The sequence below is a fragment of the Labilibacter marinus genome, assembly GCF_001659685.2.
Classification (GTDB): Bacteria; Bacteroidota; Bacteroidia; order Bacteroidales; family Marinilabiliaceae; genus Saccharicrinis; species Saccharicrinis marinus.
In genome coordinates, this window is the sequence record NZ_LXYE02000035.1 from 1 (window position 1) to 14,793 (window position 14,793).

Here is a 14,793-nt window from a genome sequence, read left to right on the forward strand (position 1 = left end):
TTACCAAGCAAACGTTTTTCAAGCTTTTTTGTATCTTCAGAACCCCAATTAAGAAGCAATTAAACTTTAATACCAAACCTATACATCACCAACAATGAATTTCAAGTTTCACATTATCAAAAACCCTTTGCACCTAGTATTAGCCATTATAATATGTATATTCTTATACCTATTTTTAATCATCCTATTCGGTAATATTCACTACCCTGCTTTACTAACTACCTTATTTATTTTCCTCCTATATTTAGTTCGAAAGCCTCTTTTTTGGAAACTATTGGATATTGAAATAAATACAGAAACCAGCACCATACAAATTAACGAACAGCTATTTAGCTTTAAAGAAATTAAATATTACCAACATTCGATTGGTCAATTCATGAGCAATGGAATAGGAAGACAAGTGATGATTTTATATTTGAATACTGGGAGAAAAATACAAATTACACCATGCAAGTCATCTGAATTTATTGCTGAATACGATAGTTTTTTCGGTGAGATGACTAAATGCCTTAAAGCAGAAAGCATCTCTACTTATACAATAACACTAGCTAAGTTTGGTCGTATGCTTCTGAAAATACTTTTGATAACCACATTAGCTTGCGTGGCAATATGGCTCCTACTCTCCTTAATATAATCGTGCAAAAAGCTATTTAAACAATATCATCTTCTTCATACCATCATATCATATACAGCTTCAATAAGTACATGTATTGCTAAACTGTAAGTGTAGCTATCTAACATTCTTAAATAATCGGCCTCTAAAGCCAACACATCTTCTTCGTAAAACTCAACCAGTATTTCTTTTGCTTTATCGTGCAATTCTTTTTTAAACCGTTGATGTTTTATTTCTTCCTCATAATCTTCCCAATGTATTTCTTCAGCATAAGCTATGTCTGCTTCAAAGTCGCCTTTAATTTCGTTTATTTGAGCTATAAAGGCCTGAAGCTCCTTTTCGCTTTCTGCTCTTGTTTTTACCTTGGGCGCTCTACTACCCTCCTTAAAAGGCGTATTGTCCTTTTGACTAGAAATAACGTTTGAAAGCATATCTAACATGCGAGCAGAGCAATATGCACACTTATCCTTTAACTCAGCCGATACCTTAGTACGATAAACTTCAAATTCTGGATAATACTCAAATACAAACCTAAAGAGCTCCTCCGAAAGCTTTTTCTTAAAAGCCTTTTCTATGGCCATCGCTTCTTTTAATTCGCGATCGGATTTCTTGATGAAATTTAAAAATTCTTCTGGATCCATAAGTTAGTTGTAATGGTTAAATTACTGTATCATTTGATATAGTCGTGCGATAGCTGAGTATTAGCTTTTATTTGCAACTGTAGTTTTTAACTTACCCATTCATTAAATGTCTTTATTAAAATCCATTTTTTATTTTCCTGTCGATAAATACGACATGAACCCACCCCACTAAGAGGTCCTGCTAGCGCATATTCATAAACGAAAGCATATTCAAAATTGTCTGTAAATATTGGAATAGAATATCCTTTCATGCAACCATACTTTTCCGCCAATTCATTCCAGAAAGAAAGGTCTTTGCTTTTCAATTCCTTCTTAAAATTATTGAACTCACTAATTGCTACCTGATTCCTAAAAACTTCAATGTCATTTTCGAACGACTTACTGAGATCACGCTGTACTTTTATTCGTGTCCATACATTATCTCCAAAGTATGGTGCCAAATCTTTTTCTAGTTGTTCTGCAGTCACCATTGGAGTCGAGAATGCACCATATGAGTGTGTCATAAAAGTACACGAACTGTCACTTAATTCGCCAACAACCTGTTTTAAAAATTTCTTAGATTCAAACATGTAGTTCCCATTATTCTTGCAAGAGAATAAACAAGTCAAGGCTATTACTATAATTATTACATTCTTCATTCTATAGTTACTAACGTTTGGCTAGATGAAGCGTTTGGCGATTTAACGAACCAAACATTCCAATCTGCACTGAGCCAAATCTTTTATTTGTTTTTATCTTTTCATTTCTAAAGCCAAATCAAAGATTTGGCGGTGTTCAATTCGAGAACTACACTTCCTAAAAGCTACGAACGCCATATGCTTTATACTAGCGTGTTGGCAACTGCTATTTTCTATTCATTTATTATTAGCTTCCCAGATTTGTTTACCAGCAATGGAAGAGTCTTCTTTAGTTCTCTATATTCTTTAGCGGTCGGACTTATCGAAACTATAATTTTTCCTTCTGTTTGGTCCAGTTCTAAGCATTGTTTTGACAATGTAATTTCATAATCAACGAGTTCACCAGCAAAATTCCCATCGTGAGTTTCATAATAAACATATTCGTTTTCATCTTCATAGTCTGCATATGACCTTTGAATTAACAAATACTTACCTGTTGAATCAATGATTTCTTGAACCGACATATTAGCAGCCTTTTCTCCTAAGCTCCTTTTTTCAGAGAAAGTTACTTGACAGCCTAACTCTTCATTGTTTATTGAGATTTCAATACAGTTTAGTTTCATGCTATGTCATTTTTCAAAATTTATTCTACTGTACTCAGGATTCTTTGATGAGTACTCAACGAAAACACTATCTCCAATATTAATTCTATGCTTTCCTAAAGCTTCATGATTCTGGTATTTAATTCCTTTAATGTTAATTTCATAAACACATGTTTCACCTCGTGAGCTTTGGGAATACACATCAATAACAACTCCTTTCATTGTCTTCAGATTGTTATCAATTTCTTTATTTTCTTTTCTGCTAAGATAAAATCCAGTCCCCATTGCTGAAAATAAACAAATTGCCAAGATTATTGTAAATACCTTCTTGGTTGTGCTAACTTCCTCTTTTTGCATTTTTATATTATCATTTTTTCTTGCGTAATGCATTTATAGTTGTTGCCAACTCCCCAGTAAATACACCTAAGGTGTTGTTATTTCTCTTTTATCGCTCCTAAAAATAATATTTTACACTACTAATCATATAGATTATTTCATATCAATAAATATTCTAAATAAGCCTTTTTTGTTTTTATTTACCCGGGCACAAAACCGGCTAACCTGTCACCTAAACCAGCCAACCCGTCATATTTACCAACTAAAACACCAGTTAAACCGGTTAACCTGTCATGTTTACCATTAAAAACACCTCCAAAACCGCTGTATTACTAGCTTCCAGTTATTTATCCTGCACTTATTATAGATATTAACCCATAATTGATAAAACCCACTAAACAAAACAAGGGTTGAATAGCTTCAACCCTTGTTTTAAATTATATATGTGAGCGACTTTATTATAAGGTCGCTTTTTTGTTCGCAAAAGACGCTATTACTTTTCCGTGGTATGTAGTTTTAAGCTAGCTGCTTTTAGTCCTTTTCCTGAAACTTTAAGCGTTATTTCGCCCGCCTCGTTTAACGATTGCACCAACACCACTAGCTTTCCGCTAAAGGCTTTCATGGTGGGTTGGTGAAACATTTCTAAGGATGATGCATCGCCATTACAAGCTGCTTTATATGTTCCTTGCCCCGATACTTTAAAGTTTAACTGATGGTCTGCATTCGGACATACATTACCGTCTTTATCCACTACCGTAACCGTTACGTAACTTAAATCTTCGCCATCGGCTTGTATGGTTTCTCTATCTGCCGATAACTTTAATTGGTACGGTGCACTGGCTGTATGCACTTCTTTTTCGGCCACTGCTTTTCCTTCTTTATCAAAGGCCACCACTTTAATGCTACCCGGCTCGTATTTTACATCCATCCACATTAAACGATAACGATGCTGATTGCTTTGGTGGCTTTTCTTTTGTACCCCTTGACTTTTTCCATTGACAAAAAGCTCGGCACTATCGTAATTGGTATATACAAAAACTGGTGTTGTTTCCCCTTCGCGGCCTTCCCAATTCCAGTGGGGCAAAATATGTAAAGTTTCATCTTCGGTATTCCAACGACTTCTGTACAGATAGAATCTATCCTTAGGCAAGCCCGCTAAGTCGCAAATACCAAAATACGAGCTACGGCTTGGCCATTGACGATCGTACGGCGTTGGCTCGCCCAGATAATCAAAACCTGTCCAAACAAATTCGCCAATCACCCAATCCTTATCATCTTGCAAAACAAAATCATCGTCTGGCACATTACTCCAATTACAACGGCCAAAATCGTACGAACAACATTGGTTATCCGCATAACGCTTCATATTTGTAAACTCAACAGGGAATTTATATTTACCTCTGGAGGATATGGTTGAAGCCGTTTCGGAACCCAATAAAAACCCTTGCGGAAATTTGTCGTAGGCCTCTTCGTACAGGTGCACTCGGTAATTTAAGCCCGGCACATCGGTGATAGAACCAAATCCGCTTTCCATAACCGCTTTAACCTGATCCATACCCACTGTAACAGGTCGCGTAGGATCTTCTCTATGAAAAATATCCTGCAGCCACTTGGCTCTCTTTACCCCTACACTTCCGTGCTGATCGGGCACTTCATTACCCGAACTCCACATAACAATACTCGGATGATTACGCGTAGCCCTAACCAAACTAACCACATCCTTTTCTGCCCACTCCTCAAAATACAGGTTATAACCATTTTCAACTTTTGGTTTAGCCCATTCATCAAAGCTCTCCGCCAAAAACAAAAAGCCCATTTCATCGGCCAGTTCCAATTGCTCAAACGATGGCATATTATGCGCCGAGCGGATGGCATTACAGCCCATATCTTTCATAATAGTAAGCTGACGACGCAAAGCTGCCACATTAACCGCAGCACCTAATGGACCCAAATCGTGATGCAAACACACACCTTTAAACTTGGTGGTTTTGCCATTTAACTGAAAACCTTTTTCGGCCGAATAAGAGATAGAACGGATTCCAAATCGAATGCTTTGAGCATCCACTAACTTTTTATTCTGATAAAGATTTAATTCAGCCGTATATAACACAGGCGTTTCTGTACTCCACAGCTGCGGGTTTTTAACGGCGATATTTTGCTCTAACGCATCACCAAAACGCTGGCTAGATGAATGCTTTGCCACCACTTTACCCTGCATGTTTTTAATGATGGTTTCTACCTCTACATCCTCACCTGTCACTTCCGTTTTAATATTTACTTGCGCTTGCTCGGCATCTATAAAAGGCGTGGTAATAAAAGTCCCCCACTTGGTAAAGCAAAACTGATTTTTCACCTCCAGTTGCACCTTACGATACAAACCTGCACCAGGATACCAGCGCGATGCTTTAGAAGGATTTTCGAGTCGGACGGCTAAGGTATTTTTCCCCTCAGTATTTAAGTGATCCGTGATATCAAAGTAAAAATAGCTATAACCATATGGGTTGTATCCTACTTTTGTACCATTAACAAACACTTGCGCATTGCTCATGGCGCCATCAAACGACAACAGCACTTTTTTACCTTGCTCATATTCCGAAACCGTAAAATCAGTGCGATACCAGGCCACTCCAACATGCGGTAAAGCTCCTGTTCTACCGTATTTTTCGGTCGCTTTTTTCTCTTGGTTCTGAACTATTCTAACGGTTTGTTTATCTACTTCTTTATCAAAAGGGCCATAAATAGCCCAATCGTGAGGCACAGAAACTGTTGACCATTTTTTATCTTCGAAATCCACTTCCTCTGCTCCTTTTACATCTCCTTTATAAAATTTCCAGTTATCCGATAAAGTGATGACAGAACGCGTTTGTGCACCCACCAAAGTCGTTAATGCAACAAATAACCCTAAGCATACTTTTTTTACCATATCCTTATTTTAAATTAATCCTATAAACAACAGAAGAGTTTCCATCCCGAAAACCCTTTCTGCTTAAAACATATTTATTAGTGCCGCCAAACGGTTTAATACCTCTAGGCTTGCCCTGAGGTGGCTCACTTAGCTATATAGCCCAATTTATTTAATTTTTACTAAAACCACACCATGAGGTGGTACATTGGCAGAAAAGCTATCGGTAAATGTGCCCATATCTTGATGACGCCAGATATCACGTAATTGCTTCTCACCTTCTAATCCCGCTATCTTCCAATCTAAAGTAATCACCTGGTCCTCATCTTTAATATTAAACAAACCAATGGCTTTGCTTCCGTCTGCCAGATCCTTCATAAATATCTCATATAAATCTGAACGTAAGATGGATTTGGCAGGGATTGCTTTTTCGTCTTGTTGAATAGCCAACACCTCGCTATTGGTTAATAATTTAACCGTAAACTCATCCATTAACTCAATGGGAGCTCCTATAAGTAAGGGCGCCGACCATAAACTCCATAAGGAGATATGACTATATTGCTCATCGGCCGTTAAGCGGGATGACTTGGGCTCAATATCTTTACCTACTGGTGCTACGTGGCCCACTACCAACATGTCAGGATCGGGAAAATGACCCGGTCCGCCTCTAAAACCAGACTCCATCCAATTGCGATGCAACACCCATTGCTCACGAATATTTAAATGTGGTCCGTCCTGATTCCAACGATCTTTTAAGTCACCCGCTGTACGAAAACAATTTACATGCTGCCCAAATAACTTGGCATGTGGAAGCGGCGCCGTATTTGAAAGCGAATACACAATATCACGACCGCTTGCCTTAAGTGCATCTGCCATACGTATGGTACTTGCTGGCTCATTGGGGTTCCAGTCGTACTTTAGGTAATCAATACCCCATTCTGCCCATTGCTTGGCATCTTCCGTATCAAAAGTATATTCAGCAATTCGCTGGTTCGCTTGCTTTGTTTTTTTATCAGCTACCATAGCTTTAGTCCAACAGCCATCTTTATAATCGCTCGAACCGCCTATATAACCGCCATAACTCACTACCCAAGGTGTTGAGTAAATACCTACTTTTAATCCCATGGCATGAATCTCATCACACATCTCTTTCATATTCGGAAAGGTTTCTGGATTAGCCTGAATGGCATTATATTCTCCTCCACGCTCTCCTTGCCACACATCATCAATATTCATGTAGGTCCAGCCATAATCTTTTAGGCCTTTATCTACCATGGCTTTCGCCGATGCCAGTACATTTTTTTGACTCACGTTATGCGACCAACAATTCCACGAGTTCCAACCCAATGGAGGTGTTAAACATATTTCATCTCCTACCTTAATTTTAAAGCTTCTCTCTGCTTGCCCTAGGGCATTGCTCACCTTAAAAAGAATGCTATAATCCTTCTTTTCTGCAGCTGTTATCTTTCCCGAAATAACTCCTGTTTTTTCGTTTACCGAGATACCTTCGGGCAAACCTTCCGCCATAAACTTTAAAGGCTTTTCTCCAGTAGCTGGTATGGTATATAAAAACGGAGAATTAGGTCGAACACCAAACACGGAAGCTCCATGAATTTTAGGTTCTTTTTTCTCTTTAGGGGTCAACACATACATCCCTTCTCCTCTGCTTGGGTTGTATATTTTTGTTGTCTTGGTACATCCAGCAAATAGTAGTGTAATAACTATTAGCGATGCGATGGCTCTTAGTTGGTTCATATTATATTTTTTATTATCCTGCAAAATACCATCCAGGCCGTTCCTGTACTTATTCGTCCGTAAATTTTTAATGCCTCTGCGTTATTTCAAACAAAATATTTACTGCTCACAACTTATTAAAGCAAAGCCTAAGCAATTTTCTTATCGCCTTACTTCTTCAGCCGACTTCTTAGCTCCATCACCTCCTGCTCTTTACCAACAATATCTAATCGCAACTGCTTAACTTCCTTTTGAAGTTCCTGCACATCCATCGGCAAATCGCTACGTTCTTTTTGAATAATTACAGAGGTTTCGGCAGATGGCTTCATAGATGTTTCGGCATACCTTTTATCCAACAATACTTTATCCTTACATGCGAATGAACTAAAAATAACTTCTCCAGATTTTAAGCCATTACTATGGGCTGTCACCTTTATTTCACCCGCCTCGCCGGTAGCCCGAATAAGAGCGGTAGCTACACCAAATTCAGTTTTTATTGGATTACCCTGATTGGCATTCCCTCCTATTATTTCTGCCGGCCCCTCCACTTGAAATAATACATACTCCGAGGCCAATACTTTTTTATTTCCTTTTCCATCAACCACCGTTGCTCGTACTGGTATAAAATCAGATCCACCTGCCGTTAAGGACATGCCTTCATCCGAAACGCTCAAAGCTAAACCCACAGATTGCTCAGGATAATCTCTTTCTTCTCTTAAAACAACCTGACCGTCTATTAAACCTTCAACAATCATTTTTACCTCAGGTATTTTATTACGCCATTCCGTTTTAATAACACCAAAATCAAACACATTTTTAAAAATAAATGGAGGATGAGGTAAACTACTATATTTAGAATCGGTACTTGGCTTTTGGGTGCTTAGCACTTCATCTAACCAGGTAATACGTATTTCGTCGCAATTACTAAAAACTACTACATCCGATGGCGAAACTTGTGTTAGTTCGTGGCATACATACATCATAGGCCCCGTTTTAATTCCGGAAACCTTATAATTGATATCGTATTGACTTTTATACAGGTGATACACATACTTTGGAATGCGTAAGCCATTTAAAAAACCACCCCAAAACGGATCGGGATGATAACCACGCTGATGGTCGATACCAGCCCACTTTGCTCCTCCAATACGAAAGGTAGGCGTAGGATAACGGTTATTCAGCACTTCTGCCTGAATCAAAGCTTGCTCAAGCATAGCTTTTTCGCCCCATTCAATTTTAACACGTGTGGTAGCATTTTGCGAGTGCCAGTTATCCACCTCACCTCCATCGCCATATTCCCTATTAAAAGAACACACGGTTGAATCATGACCATGATAGTGCATATCCAAACCACCCTTTACAGCTTCGTGATAATCGGTAACGGTATACATTCCCGGAAAAGGAAACTCTTCGTGTGCGGCTTTGTGCATATTATTCATAGCATGCCCCGGCTGATATGGCGTTTCGTTCAAAGCTGTTTCCCACATTAAAATAGATGCATAATTTCTTCCTGCACGCACAAGGTTGCGCGTATCCTCATATAAACGCTGCTCAAAAATTGGCTGTTCATTATTATAAAAGTGCCAACCAGGATTGGCTGTGGTGGTAAACATACCCAACTCATCGCAAGCATCATAAAAAGCTGGATCCTGCGGATAATGACCTACTCTAATGATTCTACTTCCACCCTCGCGCAAAAGCTTTACATCGCGCCACTGTCCTGAATTGGGCAAAGCATTTCCAACAAAAGTATAATCCTGATGGCGGTTACAGCCAATGATTTTTTCCTTGTAAGGCTCCTTATTGACAAAAAGCCCTTTTGAACCCCTCATCTGAAACAAACGAATACCAACACGAGTACGTAGTTCATCTACCACTTTGCCATTTACGATAATTTCAGTTTTCAGATAATGAAGATAAGGATCATCGGGATGCCATAGGTGAACATTTTTAGCTTCAAACTTTTTCTCTAACTGAAACGAAGCTCCTGCTTTTACTTTTGCTTTTTGAGTGAATGATTGTAATGCTTTTTGCTCAGCGTTTTCTAAGGTGGATTTTACCACGATATTTTGCGTTGTTGAAGCATTGTTTTTTATCTCTGTGCGTGCAATCATCTTTGCGTTTTTACCATCCACATCAAGCGTAGCTACAAAAACACCTCCACCAGCAACCCTTGAACTTAATTCTGGTAGCGTTACACACACATTCGATGTTTGAATTAAAAAAGCATCGCGATAAATACCTCCAAAATAGGTAAAATCCAGACCTCCTTGTATCTTCCCAGGCGGATATAGTTTACTATCGCTATTATCTGCTTTTACCGCCACAAAATTAGCTCCTTCCTTATTTATTAATTCAGTAATATCTGCCGCAAAAGGAAGGTAACCTCCAAAATGCTCTGTTACCTTTTTACCATTTACCCACAGTTCCGCTTTTCCCATTACGCCCTCAAAATACATCAGCGTTCGTTGATCTATATTCGGCACTTCAAACTTTTTTCGATACCAGGCAATCCCCTGATAATTTCTACCCCCACTAGCATTTTCAGGTAATATCTCCAGACCATGAGGTAGGTTTGCAGCCTCCCACTGGCTGTCGTCAAATTCAAACGCCTCAGCCCCTTTTGCGTCTCCTTTATAAAAACGCCATCCCTGATTAAAGTTGTACACTTTTCGAGCACCATCTTTTACTTCGTAAAAACCAGCAGTTGAAAAGTTTTGTGAGTTTAATTTATTTTCCTGTATTGCCCACATTACTAATAGGGCAATAACCATCTTAAATGATAATTGTACGTTGTGTTTCATAGCTTAATTTTTTATTCCAATGGCCATATAGAGCTCTTAAAAAAATCTAATCATCCTAGTTTGTGCAAAAATTGGATGCCGATTTTTCATGCCAGTTTTATCTTATTATTATATCTTTTTTACGGTTTGCTGGAAACTCGTCCATGTCTTCAACTTTTCCTTTTGTTATTTTTCCTTTAACAACTGTACCCTTGGGAGCATGTAGTTTAAAAACACAAGAATATGGACGACTCCTTTTTTACCCTTTTTTTTTATCGATATTTCATTAAAAAATAAATGCACGGGAATGGATATATTCCTCGTGCATCATCAAATAAACCTTATTGTGGTTGACTCCCTCTGGAGCCAAACCAATAATCTTAGTCGTTTATTTAAGCGATGGTATACTTTCTTTAAATGTCATTTTTATAGGATAGGCGTATCCATAGTTTGGTTTCTTAGGCAATTGAAGTTGCAGCCCATTGTCCGTTTTTTTATAACTTACTTTACCCTTTCCTCCTACTAACTTCATCGATTTTAAATCCTTTAGATCGATATCAGATAAGGACTCTATCACTACTTTTCCATCTTGTGGCCATTTTAAAATTGTGGCATATAAAACGGTATTTTCTTTATTTCTGGTAAAACGGACATCTTCACTTGTGGCCGTATACATCTTATGACCTGTTTCATTTTTCTCACCCCACTTATCTCCTACCTGACCAAATATTTCATACGGACGAGTTGCATACACTGCTTCTCCACACACTTTTAACCAAGCACCTAACTCGTACATCATTGTTTTTTGCTCCTCAGGAAAAGTTCCATCTGCCTTAGGCGCAAAAGAGAGCATCAACACCCCTCGTTTACTAATAATATCCATTAGCTGATCCACAATTAAATTAGTTGGTTTAATAGGCGTACCTTCTACAAATCCCCAATTATGATCATCGTAAACACAATCATCGGTTTGCCATACCATCGGAGCAATATCTTTCATTCCGCCACGCTCAAAATCACGCACGGCTGCACCTTCTTTCCATGTAGCCCAACCCTTATAGTTTAAAACCACGTTAGGATTCCCCACCTCTCCTTTTCCTGCTTCGATGGCATTATTATAATAAAACGAACCAAACTCTTGCTTGCGCGACTCCCATATTTTTGGGTTAAAACCCCAATCGAAATAATACAAATCGGGTTTATACATATCGGCCAACTCTTTGGTACGGGCTAACCAACGATCCATATCCCTTTGGGAGGGCTGCACTGCGCCACGTGAGCGAGGAATCCACGTTTTACGTTCTTCTCCCTGATAGATTCTAATGGTATCGGCACTGGGTTGAACGATTGGATTGCCATACAAATCCTGATACTCTGGATTAATCGCATCGTAACGGTTAATATGATTCCACTGAAAAAAGCTGTAATTCCAGGCCGTGTGATTGGAGACTCCAAACTTTAATCCTTTGGTTCGAGCTGCTTTGGCCATTTCTCCAACTAAATCACGCTTGGGCCCCATATTAACCGAATTCCATTTGCTTAATTTGGTATCCCACAAGCAAAAAGCATCGTGATGAGCTCCCATCATGGTAAAAAACTTTGCTCCACCTTTTACGCATAAATCAGCCCACTCGTCGGCATTAAAATTCTCTGCCTTAAACATGGGAATAAAATCTTTATACCCAAATTGATCTGGCGCTCCGTACTTTTTATTGTGGTGCAGATGAGTTGCCAATCCTTGGTTATCTCTGCTACTCTGGCCTTTTTGACAATACATCCAGCGCCCATACCATTCTGCAGCATGACTGCCTTTAAAGGCTGGAACCGAATATACTCCCCAGTGTACCCAAAAGCCAAGCTTGGCATCTTCGTACCATTCTGGTGCTTCGTAATTTTGTAAGGATTCCCAATCGCTTGTGTATTTTTGTTGCGCTTTTAATTGAAGTGTTAGCATTAATATGAATGCTAATAATGTAAATTTTGCCATCATTTATTATAGGTTAAAAATCTATTTATAATTAGGATAATCCTGTCAAAAATTAAATAACCAACACTTTACAACTTCACTATTTTAGTTTTCACCCCTTCGGCAGAAACGATCAACTTACATTCTGATTCAGGCTGATTTATTTTAATAAGTACCGCACATTTTCCTTGATGGGTAATTCTATTTTCATGATTTTTAAAAGGAGTAATACAAGCCATATCTCCATTATGGATACCTATTATTTCGCAAGGCCCTTCTAGCGCAAAACCCAACTCCTTTTCAATATGAATCACACTAGTGCCTTTTTTATCTGAAAGCTGAAGTTCAACTCGCACAATATCATTATTATGGATTACCTTTTCTTTTATTTTTTTAGTTTCTCCAGCTGTTTTTAAACTATGCTCGCAAACTTCTTTACCATCTACAACCCCTTTGGCAGTTAAAGTACCAGCTTTAAAAGCTACTTGCTTCCACTTCATAATCCAATTATTGAACTCAGCTAGTTTTTTATTTCCTAGTAATTTTCCGTTGAGGTAAAGATTAACCGATTCACAATTTGTATAGGTTACCAAATCTAATTGAGTTCCTGCATTATGATTCCAATTGGTGCTCATTGGCGGCCATCCCCATCGTCCAGAAGTTGAAAAGTCATCCGCATCTCCATCATACACCTCCATATGTACCATAGGCTTTTCGCTCCAAAAAGCTTCGTACAAGTACGAACTATTCTTACGAAATCCTCCCATATCAATTAAACCAGCATTGGTTCCTGTTTTAGGAAAAGTGCGTGACTCGCCCAAGTAATCTAAACCAACCCACAAGAACAGTCCCATGTTGCTTTCATTGTCCATTACATCAAGCCAAGGACTGCGCTCAATATTGGCAAAGCGCTTTTCTAGTTCGCTATTAAAATAGGTATAACTCTCGGTACTCACATAAGGCATTCCTGGTTTTTGTTCGCTAATTAATTTACACCATTGCTCGCCATAATTAAGCGCAATTACATCCATGTATTTACACGTTTCTATAATCGCATTTACTTTATCCTGCACTGGCATATCCTTCCCTCTCTCCATACCAGAAATAACTGGACGTGTTGGATCTAAATCACGCACAAAAGATGCATACCTGCGTAATCCATTTTTTTGCTCACCTGTACCTGGAGAAAAGTTCTCGTTACCAACACTCCAGAAAATAACTGATGGATGGTTTCTATCTCTTTTGATAGTAGTTTCGAAATTTCGTTGCCATTCCACATCATAATTTGGATCGGCAAAAGGCTCTTTATAATATGCAAAAGCTTGATCGGTGCTTGATCGATATTGATTCGTCCATTTATCTACAAACTCATTCATCACTAAAAAACCCATCTCATCACATAAGTCTAAAAATTCAGGAGATACTGGATTATGCGCCGTACGAATGGCATTACAGCCCATATCTTTTAACAAGCTCAAACGATTTTCCCAAACTTCAATAGGTACAGCTCCTCCTAAAGGGCCTGCATCATGGTGTAAACAAACACCTTTCATCTTTACACCCTTACCATTTAAGAAAAATCCCTTTTCTGCATCAAACTTTAATGTTCTTATTCCAAATTTTGACTCATACACATCTGTATACTCACCATTACATTTAAGTTTCGTAATAAGTTTATACTGATTAGCTGTTGTTAAATCCCATAACATGGGCGTTTCTATCTCAAATTCTTGAAGCACCTCAACCGAACGATAACGTAGTGCTTTAACCACACTCTTCTCCATGGCTACTATATTATCTGAGGCATCATAAACTGTAGCCTCCACCTCAATCTCTTTGGCCTCATCAAAGTTCTCAATACTGGTAGCTACCTTCACTAAAGCCTTTTCTTTACTTACTTCTGGTGTTGTGATGTACGTACCCCAGTTAGCTACGTGCGTATTTTCGGTAATTGTTAGCCAAACATTTCGGTATATTCCAGAACCAGTATACCATCTACAATTAGGTTGAATGAAATTATCAACTCGAACTGCCAAGGTGTTTTCTCCTACTATTAATAACTCAGAGATATCGTAATAGAAACTGGTAAATCCATCTCTTTGCGTTCCTACATGATGATTATTCAACCAAATGCTTGCATTTTTATATATGCCATCAAACTGGAGTTCAACATGCTTGCTGGAAAGATCTTCTTTTACCTCAAAGGTTTTACGATACCAAGCTATTCCTCCTGGTAAAAAAGCATTTCTACCAGAATGGTCCTTATTGAATTCGGCCTCCACACTCCAGTCGTGAGGCAAAGTAAGCGCTCGCCATTCCTCATCATTAAATGCCTTATCGCAATAATCACGATGATCGTCGAGCTTAAATTTCCATCCTTCGTTAAAATTCTTTTTAATTCTAACTTCTTGTTCTGTATTTTGAGCCTGAAGAGCTAAACTGCTTAAAAGAATTATTACTATAAAACTGACAGATAATTTCATCTTCATCATTTATTTTTTTGTAGATATTTTCCCTATGCAAATAGGGAAATAATTACAATTTATTTTTACCTCTGAGTCATTTAAAGGAACCTGAGCGTACATTAAAAGAATAGGAA

Annotated in this window: 9 protein-coding genes; all 9 read right to left on the reverse strand. The window is 38.4% G+C overall.

The window, feature by feature from the left end:
• Positions 1-669: 669 nt before the first annotated feature.
• Entirely contained in the window at positions 670-1,254 is a 585-nt protein-coding gene (locus A8L32_RS14500; RefSeq protein ID WP_075590813.1) for a hypothetical protein, read from the reverse strand.
• An 86-nt stretch (positions 1,255-1,340) separates the two neighbouring features.
• Positions 1,341-1,892 carry a hypothetical protein gene (locus A8L32_RS14505; protein WP_143525116.1) on the reverse strand — a complete coding sequence of 184 codons (552 nt, stop codon included), beginning with the start codon at positions 1,890-1,892 and terminating at the stop codon, positions 1,341-1,343.
• Between the two features lie 212 nt (positions 1,893-2,104).
• The gene (locus A8L32_RS14510) at positions 2,105-2,494 is read right to left on the reverse strand and encodes a hypothetical protein (protein ID WP_075590815.1); all 390 of its coding nucleotides are present in this window, start codon (positions 2,492-2,494) and stop codon (positions 2,105-2,107) included.
• Positions 2,495-2,500: 6 nt separating this feature from the next.
• The gene (locus A8L32_RS14515; protein ID WP_143525117.1) at positions 2,501-2,863 is read right to left on the reverse strand and encodes a hypothetical protein; all 363 of its coding nucleotides are present in this window, start codon (positions 2,861-2,863) and stop codon (positions 2,501-2,503) included.
• A gap of 439 nt (positions 2,864-3,302) precedes the next feature.
• Positions 3,303-5,732: a DUF4982 domain-containing protein gene (locus A8L32_RS14520; protein ID WP_075590817.1), complete on the reverse strand. Its 2,430-nt coding sequence runs from the start codon at positions 5,730-5,732 to the stop codon at positions 3,303-3,305.
• 147 nt (positions 5,733-5,879) lie between these two features.
• Positions 5,880-7,466, reverse strand: coding sequence for a putative Ig domain-containing protein (locus A8L32_RS14525; RefSeq protein ID WP_075590818.1), 1,587 nt, complete (start codon positions 7,464-7,466; stop codon positions 5,880-5,882).
• 149 nt (positions 7,467-7,615) lie between these two features.
• Positions 7,616-10,249, reverse strand: coding sequence for a glycoside hydrolase family 2 protein (locus tag A8L32_RS14530; RefSeq protein ID WP_075590819.1), 2,634 nt, complete (start codon positions 10,247-10,249; stop codon positions 7,616-7,618).
• Between the two features lie 367 nt (positions 10,250-10,616).
• Complete coding sequence (locus tag A8L32_RS14535; protein WP_075590820.1) at positions 10,617-12,218, reverse strand: alpha-L-fucosidase; 1,602 nt, start codon at positions 12,216-12,218, stop codon at positions 10,617-10,619.
• Positions 12,219-12,283: 65 nt separating this feature from the next.
• Complete coding sequence (locus A8L32_RS14540; RefSeq protein ID WP_158027250.1) at positions 12,284-14,683, reverse strand: glycoside hydrolase family 2 TIM barrel-domain containing protein; 2,400 nt, start codon at positions 14,681-14,683, stop codon at positions 12,284-12,286.
• Positions 14,684-14,793: the final 110 nt, after the last annotated feature.

What these genes read in the sequence shown, in the direction of transcription:
- A8L32_RS14500 (WP_075590813.1), bottom strand. Translation starts at nt 1,254, where the DNA reads ATGGATCCAGAAGAATTTTTAAATTTCATCAAGAAATCCGATCGCGAA.
- A8L32_RS14505 (WP_143525116.1), bottom strand. Translation starts at nt 1,892, where the DNA reads ATGAAGAATGTAATAATTATAGTAATAGCCTTGACTTGTTTATTCTCT.
- A8L32_RS14510 (WP_075590815.1), bottom strand. Translation starts at nt 2,494, where the DNA reads ATGAAACTAAACTGTATTGAAATCTCAATAAACAATGAAGAGTTAGGC.
- A8L32_RS14515 (WP_143525117.1), bottom strand. Translation starts at nt 2,863, where the DNA reads ATGCATTACGCAAGAAAAAATGATAATATAAAAATGCAAAAAGAGGAA.
- A8L32_RS14520 (WP_075590817.1), bottom strand. Translation starts at nt 5,732, where the DNA reads ATGGTAAAAAAAGTATGCTTAGGGTTATTTGTTGCATTAACGACTTTG.
- A8L32_RS14525 (WP_075590818.1), bottom strand. Translation starts at nt 7,466, where the DNA reads ATGAACCAACTAAGAGCCATCGCATCGCTAATAGTTATTACACTACTA.
- A8L32_RS14530 (WP_075590819.1), bottom strand. Translation starts at nt 10,249, where the DNA reads ATGAAACACAACGTACAATTATCATTTAAGATGGTTATTGCCCTATTA.
- A8L32_RS14535 (WP_075590820.1), bottom strand. Translation starts at nt 12,218, where the DNA reads ATGATGGCAAAATTTACATTATTAGCATTCATATTAATGCTAACACTT.
- A8L32_RS14540 (WP_158027250.1), bottom strand. Translation starts at nt 14,683, where the DNA reads ATGAAGATGAAATTATCTGTCAGTTTTATAGTAATAATTCTTTTAAGC.